Genomic DNA, 16,067 nt, shown 5'->3' with positions numbered 1-16,067 from the left:
GGTTGTTTCTGCAAGTTTTTAGGGAAAATTTGGACAGAAACCACTTCAGTATATGTCTAGGCCAATATTTTAATTCATTTTTTCAAACTGAAAAACAGCGACTTATTTGATTATGGACAAATTTAAGTTCAAAAGATTTGGCACATATTAAGGATTTTTCTACCTTTGCATCACTTCAAACAACGAAGGGTTCTCGATAAAAGAACAACGATTCCGTAGCTCAGCTGGTAGAGCAATACACTTTTAATGTATGGGTCCTGGGTTCGAATCCCAGCGGGATCACAAAAAAAGCTTCAATCACAGATTGAGGCTTTTTTTGTGCCCGCTCGGGATTCGAATTGTTGCATGTTCCGGATTGGGCTGTGGGTATGGCGGACATGCACCGCAGGCATCAATTTTGGTTCGATCCGGAGAAGGTTCAGGGAATGTGTTTGGGGTTTGCGGGGCTGAACAAATCCCAGCGGGATTCGAATGATTACATGTTCCGGATTGGGCTCAGGGTATGGCGGACATGCACCGCAGGGATCAATTTTGGTTCGATCCGGAGAAGGTTCAGGGAATGTGTTTGGGGTTTGTGGGGCTGAACCACTCCCAGCGGGATCAGTTCAAGAGAATCTCCAAGGCATTGTGCCCGCTAGGGATTCGAATAATTGCATGTTCCGGATTGGGCTGAGGGCTTGGCGGACATGCACCGCAGGCATCAATTTTGGTTCGATCCGGAGAAGGTTCAGGGTAAGTGTTTGGGGTTTGTGGGGCTGAACCACTCCCAGCGGGATCAGACCAAATGAATCCCTAAGGCATTGTGCCCGCTCGGGATTCGAATTGTTGCATGTTCCGGATTGGGCTGAGGGCATGGCGGATATGCACCGCAGGGCTTTTGGAATACTTACAGCTAGAGTTCGATCAGGTTGACAATTAACTCCATATGTACTTAGATAAGCTTAACATTGCTCCGACAGGCTATAAGAACAACAAGTTGGAGTCAAAGGGTTCATGTGTCAGATTTAATGGAAAAGCTGAAGTAATGATTGAAGCCAAGAGTAAATTCACAGGACTTCGTGTAGGACTTACTAAAGATTATTCAAACGCTTTAAACGAATATATTAAAAGAGGACACTTAACCGATAAATTAGGGATAGGTCAAAAGACTGTGTGGTTTATTTATTATTAACTTTAATCGCATAAATTAATATTGGTATTTTTGTGTCTTCATCTTTCACAATTTTAATGATACCTCCATCATACTGCCATAAAAATTCAATAGGCTTTTCTCCATACACAAATTCTTTTTTCCTTTGTTCTAATTCTATTTTATCTTCATAGCCAAAGAAATTGCATAACGTATCAATAACTCGTTCGGCTTCGGTATAATAAATAAAGCGAGAAAAATTTTTAAAAGCCTTTTTAAATGATATGATTATACAATTCTCTTTTTCATAAAACTGGTATGTTGCATAATTGAAAAAATCAAAATAAAAGACAGGTAATTTTAAAACTTGAGTGAGAACTTCATTTTCTTCTGATATTGAGTAAGATTCAACAATGTTTTCACTTTTATAAAAACTGAAAATTTCATCCAGAAAATATTCTTCACCATCTCTTTTATGAATTACTTGCTTTACCTCATTTAAAAACTCTTCTGGAGTCAAAATTCTTGTCTGAATATTAAATTCATTAAAAAGCACCTTACTTTTAACTCTAAGATTTTTATCAATAGCAACAAAATAATCACAATGAGCACCATAAAATGAATGTTCACCATCCGTTTGTATATTCTGCATGTTATCAGTAGGTTTTGGTAACTTGTCTGATTTATAGCCCATCATATCAAGCATCAGGTATGCTGTTGTGTAAAACTCATAATATGTATATGGCTCTTTTTTATTATTTAAAGCCGTTTCTACATACTCCAAAAATGTCATATTAGTATTCAGAGAAAGAAGAAAATTGTCAATGTTTTTAATAACATCTTCTTCATTCCAGTTGCCCGCATTACCTTCCAGTTTAAACCCTTTTTCTCCAAGATTTTTTCTAAAGTCTTTATAATACCCCCCATCTTGAAGCAGATTTTTTGTGAAAGATCCAAAATCCTTCATAAAATCCCACATACTTGAGTTATTGTTAATATTAGGGAACATTTTGGATAGCATTTCTTTACTTTCTTCTGTAATAGGAATGCCTGAAGGTTGAAGCTGCAAAAGTGTTTTTATCAATGTTCCCATACTCTCTAATCCTAAATCTCTTCCACTTTCATCCAGTTCAGAAAACATTTTTTCAAAATCCAAATCATCCACAAAATCTATTTCCTTTTGTTGTTTCTCATCCTCAAAATATTCTTGAGGTGTTCCAAAAAGAGGTTCTATACCATCTTTCCCCCATCGGATCAAATGTTTGCCAGAAAGATAATTTAGCTTTTCCAAATCTGTATTGAAATGAACATTATCGGAAGAGTGGCTCTTCATCAAATCTTTAAAATGACCTGGAGAATAAGGGAATAATAATTTCTCCTTATGCTCAGTAATAAAGTCATTTAGCTCTTTAAATTCGGATTTTTTTAAACTACTAATGACATTCCAATCAAAATATACACGTATCATTCAATGTTATCTTTAATCAACTCTTATTCCTCTTTTAAAAGTTTGAGTCTTCGGTTTATAAAGGTTAAAGTATTTTCTCTAAACTCATCGTACCAAGAATCAGACAATATATCAGCCGGATCTGCTATTTCAAATCCAAATTTTCCGGATATTAAACCGATTTGAACACCAAATTCACGAACAGCTATTTTGGGGTATTCTAAATATGTATGAGCCATTATCGCTATAGCTTCTTCCTGAGTGTACTCTTCGTCAGGAATCAATTCGCAGATTGCTTTGGGTAATAAGTAAAAAGTGTTAAGTATTGTCTCTCCAATTAGCTTTATATTTCCAGTGATATAATATTCCTCAATTGCTTCACTAAAGCTTTTTGCAAAAATTAAATCTATCACCTCGTAAAACTCTGATGATATTGAGTAATGCTCTGATATAATATGGTTCTGATACCTATCTAAGGAATGCGTTTTTCTCAGAAACAAATATTTATCATAATGCAATAAGAAACTTAATAAGTCATGTAATTCCAATTTACATTTTGTAAGTATTTTTAAATCAGTCAATTTAACTATTGAGGTGTATTTTTTAATTAATTCCAGAATATAATTTTTGTTGTTAATTCCCTTAATCTTAATTAAATAAAAAAGACTTTTAAAATGATTATCCAATTCAAGTCTATATTCAAAAAAGTCAATTGCGGTATTCTTTAAACTTTCATTAATTTGATGGTTAGAAATCAATAAATCTGTTTTAAAATCTAACATAAATTGGTTTTCCGGATCAATACTTAAACCTTTATTGATATTATACAATGATTTATCAATCTTAGCCAGTTTCTCATAAGTATATGCAATCCAAAAATATCCAATCGGAAATCCATTCATCATTTCTTCTTCTTGCTCACTTGACTTAAGCATAAGAGATAGTCCCTCATCATATTTATTAAAAATATAGGAAAGTGTTACACCCTTACTAAATAATGCTTGTGGAAGTTTCGGGTTAATCTTTAAGGCTTTATCATAACAATGAATTTCTTCTTCATGGTCATGTAATTCATAGTATATTGAACCCAAGTTTTTCCATGCTAAAGCATTATTTGGATTTATTTGCAAACATAGTTTATATTGTTTCGCAGCTTCTTCCAAATCACCCAAACTCTTTAATGTGTTAGCGAAATTATAATGACCGTTTTCATTGTCGGTTCCTTCTAAAAGATACTGATAAAATATATTTTTTCCTTCAATCAGCTTGGCTTTGTTTCCTGTTGCAGCTCCGTCTTCTGCAAGTATACATCCTTTAGTTAAATACTGGTTATCTCTACCATCAATTTCAATACATTTATTAATCGTTTGTAATGCCTCCTTATAATTAAAGGACATATATTGACTATGTGCCAAACCCTCAAGAACTGATATTTTATTTTTTTGTTTCTGTTTTAACAAGCTTTTGAAATAAAATGCAGCATCTTCATATTTTCCTGCATAATAGTTTCGCCATGCCAATACCTCCGTATCTGACAATTCTCTATATTCTAATGTTCTTATACTGTCAATAAATGTTTTTATACTAAAAATATCTTGAACATATTTTGCAATGAAATTCCAATCTATCTGACTTATTTTATTGGATCTTGGAATATTAATTCTGACTGTTTTCTTTATTTTGGTTAAGTCAAGATCTAAATCATTATACCAATACCAATATGCTTCTTGATCTTCTTGGACATAAGCAACTAATAATACGGGTTCAAGTTTGGTATTAAACAATCCTAAGGTTGATTGTTTAATAGATATAGAGATATGCTGTTGATTAGTTTCTCTTTCTTTACTTTTTAGTTGAACAGAAAAATTTAGACCTGTGACTTGTCCATTGATTGATATGTGAGTTATGTAATCTATACCATAATCATGCTCTGGCTTGTCTACAAACCATTCATTTGGCAAATATTTATTATAAAATTTATTGGATTCTGTTTCCAATATGTGGTTATGATGTCTAATAGGCTTGTTCAAGGGCATAAAGTTGGCTCAGTTAATTATGAGCTTTAAAATACATATTATGATAAACATGTGAAAATTATATGTATGCTATTGAAGTTTTTAAACTTTAACCTTTCTTCCTCCATTTGAATGATAAGACCTAATTTAAAAAATTGCATCTTGCTTATGCAAACATTATATCAGGAGATATTATTTTTTCACCTCAATCTTTTCAAAAAAGAGAGAATCGAAGATACTTTTTACAACGTGATGTATTGAACATTGTTCATTAGCTCATCCTTTGTCATTGAGAAATGAACTGTTTGCTTTCCAGGCTGCTATCCATTATAGTGAACCAGTCCAAATAATATGATAGATGTTATTACTAGTTGACATATTAATAAGCTCTTTTTAATCATAATGTTCTAAATATCGTTGATTAAATGGGAGATTCCTAAAATTTATAAAATTTATGAAAAGCCAATTTTCAACCTTGAAACTCAATATTTCTATTCGGAAAAGGACAGCTTGGTAAAAGTAATTCTTTATCAATGGGACAATGTACAAAGTAAGAAAGATGAGCTATCTGAAGAAGGAAATTATGAGAAAAAATTTGAGTTATTTCAATTAAAATTTGATTCCTTAGCTAATTTACTTTGCCGTGAATTCGGGAATCCTATCGTTGAAAATATTGAAAACATTTCAGACTTTGGCGAGACTTATAGAGATGATTTAAAATTTAAAAGAGCGGATGGACTCAATGCATATTTATTTATGTTTAAAAGGAATATTAATGGCTACCGACAGATAAGACTTGTTCTATATAAAGATTAACAAGAAAAAAATAATGAAAAGACTCTAACTAAATTTAAAGTAGACCTTTTGAAGCCATAACTTTATGGGTGGTTACTTAAATTTGATTCCGGTTTTACAGCAAAACTGTCTATGATGAATCTAATCATCTATTGTGTATATTCAAGTGTTACCCTTACGTTTAGAACAATTTTCTTGAGAAAAGGAATTTACATATTAGTATTAGGTGTTTTAACATCATGCAATCTTTACACTAGAAAAGAGGAGGTCTTGATTACTGATAAGGATTTTATTGAAAACTACCGAGAGCTATCTCCAGATAGTTCTATGGTATTAATAAATTACAGTATAGACTTAGGAGCATTCGGCGTTGGTCAATCAGGAACTTCAATTTTGAAAATACCTGATACAACCAAAAATCTTAGAGAATTTAATATTCCAAACAACTACACTCAAGTGAAATGGATTGATAATCAAAACATTTCAGCCATGTACGACATTCTACCATCCCTAAGAGAAGGTGTAAAATTCGAACCTAAAGATCTTGAAATCAATAAAATTAAAGTTCATGTTTCAGCTTTGGATTACATTGATCAAGGGTCACAGCAACAAATTGTCCACCGAGAAGTCTCTCCAAATGGAAGATATGAACTCGTCGTATACCGCTATTCGAAAGACATAAATAACTTAAATTTCATTCACATTTCTGTAATTCAACCGGGGAAAGAAATCCCAAAATATGGAAACTACTTTATTGCAGATCCGCAATCGGATTACGTTTTTTATGGGACATGGACGAAGGAAAGTGAACTCGTGTTTTATTCAAATTCTCAAGATGCAGAGTTAGTGCAGTATTATTTAGTTCAGAAGCGACCAAAAGTTAAATATTATATCAATAGGGACGATCAAAAATACAGCAATAAATATAGGTGGATTGAAAGGGGAAGTGATTTAAGTAATCACGAATAACAAAATGTTCCGAGTTTTGTACCTTCTAGAATAGATTAATTAAAAAACAGGTTAACATGCACCGCAGGCAGCAATTTTGGTTCAATCCAGAGAAGTTTCAGGGTAAGTGTTTGTGGATTGTGGGCCTGAACCACTCTCAGCGGGATCAATTCAATAGATTCCCAGGGCATCCTGCCCTCTCCGGTTATCCAAATATTATTTTTTTTGTCATGCTGAGAAGTAAAAATTTGGGCTAAATTTATCAGAAGGTGATGACAGTAATTGGCAATGAAAATCAATTAGCTCTTTTATTTTTTTAAATATAGACCCCCTTTTGGGGTTCCATTATTTTAGCAGACATGGCACGTTAGCCTGGAAGTCGCGCAAAAACGATGTTCGATTAATCGAACATCGTTTTTGCATTAACCCTTTATTGTTTACCATCCATGCTAAAATAATTCATCCCCGCTGGGGATGTATGGCAGATAAAAAATATTCTTCTAGAGAGGAAATATAGATCTAAATACCTAGAAACACATTTCAATTAAACTTGTCTTTGGTAGGTTCATCCGAAGCATCTCGGAGAGACACAAAATCAAAATCAAAAATATCAAAGATTGTATCAACGAATAGGTCCTCTATCCTCGATGGAGAATGACCGTCATTTTTTTAATTGACATACAGATTCTTCGCTGATTATTCAGCATCAAAAGTAGGCCAACCACTCCCAGCGGGATCAGTTCAAGTGATTCTTCAAGGCCTCGTGCGAACTTGGGATTCGAATTGTTGCAGGAGTAATATTGTTTGGAACGGGGGGGTATCTAGGGATTAAACCAAAATAAATATTCAATTTTCTCATAGACTCATAGGTTATTGAACAAATTATTCTATTTTTATTAAAAGCAATTAACATGAAAAAGAAAAACTTATTTTTAACACTTGGAACATTAATTATTATATCCACAGCCGTATTTGTGCCCAAAGAACAATTAACTCTTAGAGCAATTTTAGCAATCATTGGCGTAATATTTATTATTATGTTCTTTCTTTCCAAAAAACAAAACCCTGCCTAAAAGTATTTTATTATGATTTAATCGTCTATATCAAATACCTTAATGCTTTTAAACAAAAGGCAATACTCATATTAATTTTAAATAAAGCACACGAACCATTAATCTATCATTCCTATAAAACTGTACATTATGGCGCGGAGGAATACCAGTATTACCTAACCAAGCACCAGATCAAGAGCCGTAGGATAGAAAATGGAATAAAAAAATGTTCCGAGTATAGTACCTTCTAGAATACATTAATTAAAAAACAGCGTAGTTCCTATTTAACATCTATTAATTAGCTTGCTGCTGTAAGGCTTGCTTAACAGCGTCCTTATTAGGCTTTGAAATAGGTATTTTTTCACCAGATAGTAAGAGTAGTACACCTCCGTCTTCTTTTAGCAAGCTTTTCACATAATCTGGATTTACCAAGTGGCTTTGATGACATCTTAAGAAGCCGTTCGGGCGCAGTAAATCTGCATATTCTTTGAGGGATTTAGAAACCAATATTTTTTCATCGTTTGATAGGAAGAAGTGTGTGTATGTATTGTCTGCTTCACAACGTATGATTTCTGATAAATTTACATACCTTATTTCGCCTTGCATCTGCAAGGCAATCTTGCTCACTTTTGTTTCTGACTTTTTGAGTTGTTGCAATAAAAAATCGAGCTGCGAAGTTTGTACTTGTGTTGACAGCTTATTTTCGGCTTTATTTACCGCAAGAATGAGCTCTTCAATATCGATAGGTTTCAGTAGGTAGTCCAAGGCGGCGAACTTTACTGCTTGAATTCCATATTGGTCGAATGCGGTAACAAAGATAACTTCAAAATTACGAGTTGGCAGTTGTTTTAATACATCAAAACCTGTTTTATTGCCCATTTGAATATCCAGAAACAATAAATTGGGCGAATGTTTTACAACAGCATCCAGCGCATCATCTACATTTTGTGCGGTTGCGATTATTGTCACCTGGGGACAGTGCTTTTCCAGTAAAGTCCGTAGGTTTTCTAAGTTGAAAATTTCGTCATCTATTAAAATTGCTCGTATCATATTATAGCCAATCTGTTAATGTTAGGTCTACTTGAGTACCACTTGAAGTTGATTGAATTGCTAAAATAAAGCGATTTTCTTTATAAATACTATTCAAGAGTGCAATTCGACTATTACTTAATTGAAGACCTAAACCAGGGTACTTTATATTCGCATCAAACCCACTTCCATTATCCTCGATAGTCATGATCAAATCCTTTGCTTGCTTGAAAAATTCAATCGTGATTTTTCCGGCACTCAGTCTTTGAGCTACTCCGTGTTTCACTGCATTTTCTACAAATGGCTGCATCAACATACTTGGTATCTCAATGTTATCCATATCCAAGTCTTGGGCATGATTGATTTCGAAATGAAAGCCAAACCGCAATTGCTCCATTTGAAGGTAATCGTCCAATAAGTTTTTTTCTTGTGACAAACTGATCAGTTCTTTATCGTCAAGGACATTGCGAGTTAATCGAGCAAATTTAGAAAGGTATCTATTCGCATTTTCGATCTCGCTCTTATTCATCAGATTTTGGATTCCTGTGAGTGAATTAAATAAAAAATGAGGGTTTAACTGGGAGCGAATTGAGCTAAGCTGAAGCTTTGCAGTGTTTTTTTGATGCTCTTGTTCAGCTAGTCTTTTGTTGTTCCTTTGTCTGATAAAGTAAAGGATAATATAAAAGATTGAGCCTATAAAAAGTGTTCCGATTAGCGTATATATAAAGACTTCTTTTTTGGAATAACTTTCTTCATATAAAGTGATATCGAGCGTATATCTGGCTGTATATTTTTCTATTTCCTGGGCTGAAATAGTACTATCTGAAATACCATCACCGTGCATATCCCATTTAATCAATGGCTCTATAATAATCTCATATCCGCCCGATTTTTTGAAAATGCTCCTATCGATCTTTACATACGGCAAATACGCATTTTCTTCCTCATTAAGGTAGCCTCCATATAGCCATGAATTGGATTCAAAGATTATCTTTTCTGTTTTCTTGTCTTTAATGGATGTGGAGTAGATATAGTCAATAGAGGTCCTATCTTTTACAATCGTCAGTTCATCATCTTTTTCAGCAAAAGTAAGATCTACTCTTTGTTCTGGTCGTATTTTACGATCGTAATCCACGCCATTTTCAGTTGCGAAGCGCTTTGCTAAGATTTCAATTTTTGGTCTCGGAATAGGCTTCCCGAAAAACACATTTTTGTAAACATCTTGCGGCCTATCGATGTCATAGCTTAGTATGGTCAGGGTTTTACCTTTTATGCTGAAGATACCCAATGCTGTCGAATCGAGCAGTTCGTTATTCCAATCCAGATCTTTTCGGATTACATCTTTCAGGTCCTCTTTATTGATCGGCTTGTTTAGCACCATCGGTTTATCATCAAGCAAAATAGTGTACCGAAAGTTCTCCGGTTTATCTTTCTTTTGAAAATACATTTGTACACTTACTTGGTTGACATCCTGCAAATAATTAAAAGAGGTATTAGGTTGATTGGGAAATATATTTCCTGCATACACATTGTTCGCTCCGCTATCCACATGCATAGTTAATCTTCCCCCTGCGCCATAAGTGACATAATGATTGATGTCTTTTTGCGCATACACTGTCGATAACGTGATGATGAAGCTAAGAAGTGTAAAAATGAGTCTTTTCATGGAATTGAGTTTAATTTTCATCAAACTTGCCACAATAATAATAAATCTAAAACCATAAAACAGTAAGGGACGAGGTTGCATTAGTAAATGTACCATTTTGCATAGTATTTGAAATGCAGATGGTCTTACAGTTGATTCAATCGTTTCTGATCTTCAAGTATAAGAGTTCGAGTTTTGTGCCTGCTCGGGCAATGTCATTAAGTTTAGGTTTTTTGTGTCATGCTGAGTAGAAAAAATTTGGGCTAAATTTATCGGAAGGTAATGACAGCATAGTGGAAGGCAATAATGTTTTTTTAATTTTAGAGATACAACCCCTTTTGGGGTTCCATTATTTTAGCTGGCATGGCACGTTAGCTTGGAGGTCGCGCAAAAACGATGTTCGATTAATCGAACATCGTTTTTGCATTAACCCATTATTGTTTACCATCCATGCTAAAATAATTCATCCCCGCTGGGGATGTATGGCGGCTAGAAATATCTTCTGGTAAATATATATGAGCCTAAATAGCTAAAAACACAGTTCTAACAAACTTGTCATTGATAGGTTCATCAGAAGCATCTCGGAGAAAAACAAAATCAAATCACCATAGATTGCATTAGCGAACAGGTTCTCTATCTTCGATAAAGAATGACAGGACCTGTTGGAGGAGAACCGTACAGATTCTTCACTAATCGTTCAGAATCGAAAGAAGGTTAACGTAGATTTCTGAATTTCCTACGGTATAGATATTTGTTTTTTCTTAAATATTCACATGTTTAATCCCTTCAATAATTGCTGACGGGTTATTTCAAAAATATTAAATTGGTCCTGCCTTGCCTGGTCTCCCTCCTCCCATTAAACATTCAATTAAGAATTGATATGAAATATATTGCTCTTTCATGAAAATAGGATATATTAGACAAGCGATCTCTCGAAAATTTTATAGATTAAGATTATGCAAGAGTTTTATTTAAATGATTTTTTAAATATCCCTGGAATCAGTTCAGCCTCTGGAATAGAATTTTGGGAGAATCAAATTTATATCGTATCAGACAACAGCAATTATCTTTATGATTACCGAATAACTGAAAATCAGCTCAATAGGCACGTCCTTTTACAAAGCCCCCAGATGGAAAGGATCGCAAAACCTCTAAAACTTGATCTGGAAGCAATGCTCCTAACGGATGACAGGATATATACTTTCGGATCCGGTTCAACTGCTGCTCGTGAAAGAGGATTTTCTATTTCCAGAAATGATTGGAGTAGCACTGAGCTAGACATGGGAAACCTGTACAGCGCCATGAAAAAATCAGCTAACATATCCTCTTCTGACTTTAATATCGAAGGGGCAGCAATGCATGGAAACAGTTGGCTGTTCCTGAATCGTGGAAATGGTCCAGCTGGACGGAATGTAATTTTCAAAGTCCATGGAGATGATTTAATCAATGACTTCGTGATAACTTGTTTTGACATCGACCTCCCCCAGATCGATGGGCTGCTATTTGGTTTTTCAGGTGCTTCAGTTGTAGATGATTCACTTTATTTCATCGCAACTGCAGAAGAAGGATTATCTACTTATGAAGACGGAGAAATCGGAGGAACAGTATTCGGAAAATTCGATTTAATAAATATGAGAATTGATCACTGTCAAAAAATATCGAATGATCAAAAATTCGAAGGGATTACATATTATGAATTGCAGTCCGATATGATTTCTTTCCTATTATGTGAGGACAGCGATGGAAGTTCCGATTTAACTACTATTTACAGACTCGATTTCAAACTTACATAAAGAAATGTTCCTCTTATCAAAACTACTCTGACCCATTCCATTGATCGGTTTGCTAGCCTACTTTGGTCAAATAAATTCTTTTATCATCCACTCGTCCTTATCTTTAAATTAGCCCCTAAATTGTTATTCAACATTAAGATGATTTGCTAGGATTATCTCCAAATTAAGGCGTATTTCAATAGCCAATCCGACATTATTTTTGTAAATTAGAGTTTCCACAACAGCACTAACAATATCCTGTTTTGACAATAATATTTATCCTTATTATTAGTTTTTTCGCTTCATTGGTACGGTCGACTTTAGGTTTTGGCGAAGCGCTAATCGCAGTTCCTTTTTTCCTTTTATTCTTGCCCGTAGATGTAGCAGTTCCCTTAGCAGTTATGCTGTCTATCGTCATTGCCCTCGTAGTAGTGATTCAAGACCATAAAAAGATCCATTTTCACAGTGCCAAATGGTTGATTATATATGCCGTTCTTGGCCTGCCTTTGGGTATCCTGATTCTGACCTATGCAAATGAAACCATTGTAAAAACAGGTCTTGGCATATTCATTATATTGTATTCTCTTTATTCACTCTATTTTACAAAAAATAAGGCCTTGGAAGTGGACAATAAGTTTTGGCTCTTCGTATGCGGTTTTTTATCAGGCGTATTTGGTGGAGCCTATGGCTTAAATGGTCCACCACTTGTTGTTTACGGAAATTTGAGACAATGGACCGCAAAACATTTTAGGGCTACATTACAGGCCTACTTTTTACCGGTCAGTCTGTTAAGTGTTGTGGGTTATTATTCCAAGGGATTGATTACTGCAGAGGTTAATATTTATTTTCTCTATTCGCTGATCACAACCATTCCGGCTATATTTTTAGGAAGGTACCTAAACCATAAATTAAAAGATGGGGCTTTCTTTAAATATGTTTATTGGGGGCTAATGCTGATCAGTGTCGTTTTGATTGTCAGCACTTTAGTATAATTGAAAGAACAGTATTTAGGTTAAATAGTCTAAGAAGAACAAATTGGCTGTATAAATTTTATTGGTAGACCCCCATCAGGCAATGTCATTAAGTTAAGAAAAAAATAAATTTAGATTCTTCGTTACTTTTGAAGCGCAAAAGTAACCAAACCGACGAAGGAGCTCACGGATACCAAAAACAACTCGAATCCGTAAACGCTTTGGCTCATTTAAGGTGGCTTTTCGCACGGGCTCCCGCACATGGATAGAATGCCTTGTTGTCGGGAATATCTTTCAGAAGATCATCCCTTTTAATGGGATGATCTTCTGAAAGCATTCCAAGGCCAATCCCAACGCACAGGGCAACGGCATTCTATCCATTTTTCCGCCACTGGAAATGAGCCGGAGGCTAAAGAACTTCCTACGGAAGGATGATGTTTGTTTAAGAAGGCAACCCACATAGTGGGTGAAATATTTTTCTGAAAATGAACAATACCCCTTTGTGTGCAATGTCAGTAAAGCAATTGCTAACGATGGGGAGATTTTCTTTGTACAAGAGGATATGTTCAGATTTTGGTTATCTAAACATGTACACAATAGTTTTCGATATCAGTACATATATAACGGAAAAAAGCCTGATTGTAGGAGTAAAAATTGGTAGTTTTAGATACTCCAATAAATCAATCCACTTATAATTATAAAAATTGACCATTGGAAAAGCTTCAGAAACTTTTTGTGAAGTGGACTGGATATAGCGACAACTATAAAGAAAACCAGAGCATTTAACATAAAGTAAATGCTCATAATTGTTAGCAGCATAGTACGATATGGAGTTAGCAGGTCAGTAAAATTCAATAAAGAAAGGACTGTGGCGATTATAAATAGGTCCATAGAGACAACATGGAAAGCACCTCTTGCCATTATCCAATTTTCTACTTTTTTAGCTTCGGAGGCCTTTGGAGAAATTGATTGAACATCCTTATCTCCCCAATAAAAATGGAAAACCAAAGCTATCAAAACAATTATGTTTGCTATTACCAATCTTGAATCCATTTCATTTCAATTCTTAAAACCATTAATAAATTTTGGATTTTTACGAGGTACAATTTTGAGGTCAAAACCTATACTGAAAAAATTAATCATCCCACCAACTTGGTTTCTTTCCATTTCTAGATCCTGAAATCCGAGTTCCATTGACAGGATAACAATCAATTGTTTCTTTGTCATAAAATATTACATACATAGATCCATCTTTTAAAGATACCAGATTAACAAATCCATCAGAGTCGGTCTTGATTGAACATATCTGATCTGGAAAATCTATGGGTTTTCCATTTCCGAAAGGGTTTACCTCCACCATGGCATCTTCTTCATTGATACGTTTAATCTTTATCTCAATGCTAAATCCTTCAAAAGGGAGATTAAAAATATCGCCGTCTAATTCACCTTCAAAGCCTTTAAAGGAACCATCAATCTGTACTTTGTCGACGGAAATATCTTTACTACAACTTATTAGAAAAGTCATAGTAAACATTAAACTTATTATTGCATTGTTAAATTTCATACCTTGTTTTATTAATATATTTACTGGTAACATTTCTTGGGGTATAAGGCAGTAACCAATTACATAACTTCATAATCTCTGCTGTCTTTCAGGGTCGGAATCCATGTTAACTCATTATTGAGGTTCGGAATATTTCACGAAATCAATGCTGATACCATTCGGATCTTGAATGGCAAAGTGTCTGTCACCCCAGGGCTCATCTCTGATTTCAATTTCAATTTTGACTCCTTTATTCTTCAATTCTTGATAAACCTTATCAACATCTTCAACTTCAATAGTTAAGTACATACCCTTTCCTTGAAAAGGTTGGTGGAAAAGGGGTTTCTGACTAGGATGATTTGGCAATAAGAAACTTATTTCTGCTTCTTTATTGGGGGTATGCAATAAAATATAAAATTCATTTTCAAACGTTAGACCGAAGCCTAACTTCTGCATATAAAACTCCTTAGTCTCCTTTAGTTTTTCTGTAATAATACCTGCGTTTAATTTCATTTTGATTTCGTTTTTTCTTTTGTGAGATGTTTGAGAAAATAGGCTTAATGTAAAGCAAAATGCTAACATTATTAATGCGATATGTTTCATGGAAATGATTTATTTAGTTGGAATAAAGTTGTTTCAATTACTAATTTTCCCATAGTATAAAACGGACTATATCTAGGTTCTAATTATTTCGGCACTATCAGCTGCCTTTTAATTGTTTAAGTTGAAGCAAATGCCTTTGAATATGAAATAAACAGAAATTCAACCATTCAAAAACACTCATGTACCCGAAAGGAATCATTTCAGTATTTCCACATCTTTCCTCGAAGTCCATGGTCGATATAGATTCATTAATCTCTCCTTTTAAATTCAGTAATTTTGCGCAGTGCTCTATTGCATCGTATTGATTTACTGCTGGAATCAAGAATTCGGGCGATTGGTATTTGACGCCCATGTCGAGCATTAAGTCTCGAATTCGCTGTACATTTAGGTCATAAGGTACTTCAGAAGAGAAAAGGGCTTCAGTTAAAAATCCCTTTAACCCAGAATTGGCCATTAAGATATGCTCAACAATCTGAGCAGCTGTCCATGAAATAGTTGATTCAATATTGTAATTGACACTGGGGATTTTAGCAATAACAGATTCAATTTCTTCAAAAATCTTATCGTTCAACGTCAGCAATTCCTGTTTTTCCGATAGGTGTTTAAGGATTTTATTGCTGTGTTTCCACAGCTCAACGGTTTCTTCGAAGTGCACTTTATCCCTAAAACCGACTTGTGTTAATGTAAGACAGCAACTATACAAATCTATTTCCATGATCCAGAAAGATATGTTGCAATATTCCTCGGGGAGATCCTCTACTTTCCAAAAAGAACTCCAATAGGTAAACTGCAAAAACTTATTTTCCTCAATCTCTTGGACCAGACCTTTGTCTGTGTATTCAATCCCTTCCCAAACACCTTTGAATTGAATAGGGGAACCTGGCTGCCAAGTGCTGGTTAAAGTAGCGTCCCAGGACAATTCATAGAATTCTTTTGATAAAAGTTTATTCCAAACTGTTTCTTTTGATGCGTAAATGTTTACGCTCTGTAAATATTTAATTTCTTTATTCATATAAATTGATTAGTTCCATATTTACCTTTTCATATTGGGTAAAATTCCAGCTCTTACAGAAAAATGTATTGTAAAAAAAGGACAAAAACACAGCTCAGGGATCTAC

General features: G+C 34.4%; 13 protein-coding genes and 1 tRNA gene. 7 read left to right on the top strand and 7 right to left on the bottom strand.

Annotated elements, in window-relative coordinates; translation table 11 throughout:
* Nucleotides 1–209: 209 nt before the first annotated feature.
* Both ACK2WI_RS00170 and ACK2WI_RS00165 read left to right on the top strand, forming a co-directional pair.
* A tRNA-Lys gene (locus tag ACK2WI_RS00170) sits at nt 210–282 on the top strand.
* A 643-nt stretch (nt 283–925) separates the two neighbouring features.
* The gene (locus ACK2WI_RS00165; protein ID WP_409149135.1) at nt 926–1,171 is read left to right on the top strand and encodes a hypothetical protein; all 246 of its coding nucleotides are present in this window, start codon (nt 926–928) and stop codon (nt 1,169–1,171) included.
* Here the strand turns inward: ACK2WI_RS00165 and ACK2WI_RS00160 are convergent.
* A complete protein-coding gene (locus tag ACK2WI_RS00160) occupies nt 1,158–2,597 on the bottom strand; it encodes a hypothetical protein (RefSeq protein ID WP_409149133.1) in 1,440 nt (479 codons plus the stop codon). The genes ACK2WI_RS00165 and ACK2WI_RS00160 overlap by 14 nt on opposite strands.
* 23 nt (nt 2,598–2,620) lie before the next feature.
* Entirely contained in the window at nt 2,621–4,573 is a 1,953-nt protein-coding gene (locus ACK2WI_RS00155) for a DUF4365 domain-containing protein (RefSeq protein ID WP_409149131.1), read from the bottom strand.
* A gap of 435 nt (nt 4,574–5,008) precedes the next feature.
* Between ACK2WI_RS00155 and ACK2WI_RS00150 the strand changes: the two genes are divergently transcribed.
* The 3 genes from ACK2WI_RS00150 (at nt 5,009) to ACK2WI_RS00140 (ending at nt 7,407) form a co-directional block, all read left to right on the top strand.
* Nucleotides 5,009–5,407, top strand: a complete 399-nt coding sequence (locus tag ACK2WI_RS00150) for a hypothetical protein (protein WP_409149129.1) — start codon at nt 5,009–5,011, stop codon at nt 5,405–5,407.
* A gap of 174 nt (nt 5,408–5,581) precedes the next feature.
* Nucleotides 5,582–6,355: a hypothetical protein gene (locus tag ACK2WI_RS00145; RefSeq protein ID WP_409149127.1), complete on the top strand. Its 774-nt coding sequence runs from the start codon at nt 5,582–5,584 to the stop codon at nt 6,353–6,355.
* 890 nt (nt 6,356–7,245) lie between these two features.
* Nucleotides 7,246–7,407 carry a hypothetical protein gene (locus ACK2WI_RS00140; protein ID WP_409149125.1) on the top strand — a complete coding sequence of 54 codons (162 nt, stop codon included), beginning with the start codon at nt 7,246–7,248 and terminating at the stop codon, nt 7,405–7,407.
* A 273-nt stretch (nt 7,408–7,680) separates the two neighbouring features.
* Here ACK2WI_RS00140 and ACK2WI_RS00135 read toward each other — a convergent pair whose 3' ends face one another.
* Together ACK2WI_RS00135 and ACK2WI_RS00130 are read right to left on the bottom strand one after the other, a co-directional pair.
* On the bottom strand, nt 7,681–8,436 hold the full coding sequence (locus ACK2WI_RS00135) for a LytR/AlgR family response regulator transcription factor (RefSeq protein ID WP_409149123.1): 756 nt from the start codon (nt 8,434–8,436) through the stop codon (nt 7,681–7,683).
* A 1-nt stretch (nt 8,437) separates the two neighbouring features.
* Nucleotides 8,438–10,081, bottom strand: coding sequence for a sensor histidine kinase (locus ACK2WI_RS00130; RefSeq protein ID WP_409149121.1), 1,644 nt, complete (start codon nt 10,079–10,081; stop codon nt 8,438–8,440).
* Between the two features lie 935 nt (nt 10,082–11,016).
* Between ACK2WI_RS00130 and ACK2WI_RS00125 the strand changes: the two genes are divergently transcribed.
* Both ACK2WI_RS00125 and ACK2WI_RS00120 read left to right on the top strand, forming a co-directional pair.
* Entirely contained in the window at nt 11,017–11,853 is an 837-nt protein-coding gene (locus ACK2WI_RS00125; protein ID WP_409149119.1) for a DUF6929 family protein, read from the top strand.
* A 242-nt stretch (nt 11,854–12,095) separates the two neighbouring features.
* A complete protein-coding gene (locus ACK2WI_RS00120) occupies nt 12,096–12,824 on the top strand; it encodes a sulfite exporter TauE/SafE family protein (protein ID WP_409149117.1) in 729 nt (242 codons plus the stop codon).
* Nucleotides 12,825–13,938: 1,114 nt separating this feature from the next.
* Here ACK2WI_RS00120 and ACK2WI_RS00115 read toward each other — a convergent pair.
* The 3 genes from ACK2WI_RS00115 to ACK2WI_RS00105 form a co-directional block, all read right to left on the bottom strand.
* Entirely contained in the window at nt 13,939–14,328 is a 390-nt protein-coding gene (locus ACK2WI_RS00115) for a hypothetical protein (RefSeq protein WP_409149115.1), read from the bottom strand.
* 153 nt (nt 14,329–14,481) lie between these two features.
* The gene (locus ACK2WI_RS00110) at nt 14,482–14,949 is read right to left on the bottom strand and encodes a VOC family protein (RefSeq protein ID WP_409149113.1); all 468 of its coding nucleotides are present in this window, start codon (nt 14,947–14,949) and stop codon (nt 14,482–14,484) included.
* Between the two features lie 97 nt (nt 14,950–15,046).
* The gene (locus tag ACK2WI_RS00105; RefSeq protein WP_409149111.1) at nt 15,047–15,961 is read right to left on the bottom strand and encodes an SRPBCC domain-containing protein; all 915 of its coding nucleotides are present in this window, start codon (nt 15,959–15,961) and stop codon (nt 15,047–15,049) included.
* Nucleotides 15,962–16,067: the final 106 nt, after the last annotated feature.

This window comes from Sphingobacterium sp. BS-2, from assembly GCF_046161205.1.
GTDB lineage: Bacteria > Bacteroidota > Bacteroidia > Sphingobacteriales > Sphingobacteriaceae > Sphingobacterium > Sphingobacterium mizutaii.
This window is presented reverse-complemented; position numbering and strand designations above follow the sequence as displayed.

What these genes read in the sequence shown, in the direction of transcription:
- ACK2WI_RS00115 (WP_409149115.1), bottom strand. Translation starts at nt 14,328, where the DNA reads ATGACTTTTCTAATAAGTTGTAGTAAAGATATTTCCGTCGACAAAGTA.
- ACK2WI_RS00130 (WP_409149121.1), bottom strand. Translation starts at nt 10,081, where the DNA reads ATGAAAAGACTCATTTTTACACTTCTTAGCTTCATCATCACGTTATCG.
- ACK2WI_RS00140 (WP_409149125.1), top strand. Translation starts at nt 7,246, where the DNA reads ATGAAAAAGAAAAACTTATTTTTAACACTTGGAACATTAATTATTATA.
- ACK2WI_RS00105 (WP_409149111.1), bottom strand. Translation starts at nt 15,961, where the DNA reads ATGAATAAAGAAATTAAATATTTACAGAGCGTAAACATTTACGCATCA.
- ACK2WI_RS00165 (WP_409149135.1), top strand. Translation starts at nt 926, where the DNA reads ATGTACTTAGATAAGCTTAACATTGCTCCGACAGGCTATAAGAACAAC.
- ACK2WI_RS00160 (WP_409149133.1), bottom strand. Translation starts at nt 2,597, where the DNA reads ATGATACGTGTATATTTTGATTGGAATGTCATTAGTAGTTTAAAAAAA.
- ACK2WI_RS00135 (WP_409149123.1), bottom strand. Translation starts at nt 8,436, where the DNA reads ATGATACGAGCAATTTTAATAGATGACGAAATTTTCAACTTAGAAAAC.
- ACK2WI_RS00125 (WP_409149119.1), top strand. Translation starts at nt 11,017, where the DNA reads ATGCAAGAGTTTTATTTAAATGATTTTTTAAATATCCCTGGAATCAGT.
- ACK2WI_RS00110 (WP_409149113.1), bottom strand. Translation starts at nt 14,949, where the DNA reads ATGAAACATATCGCATTAATAATGTTAGCATTTTGCTTTACATTAAGC.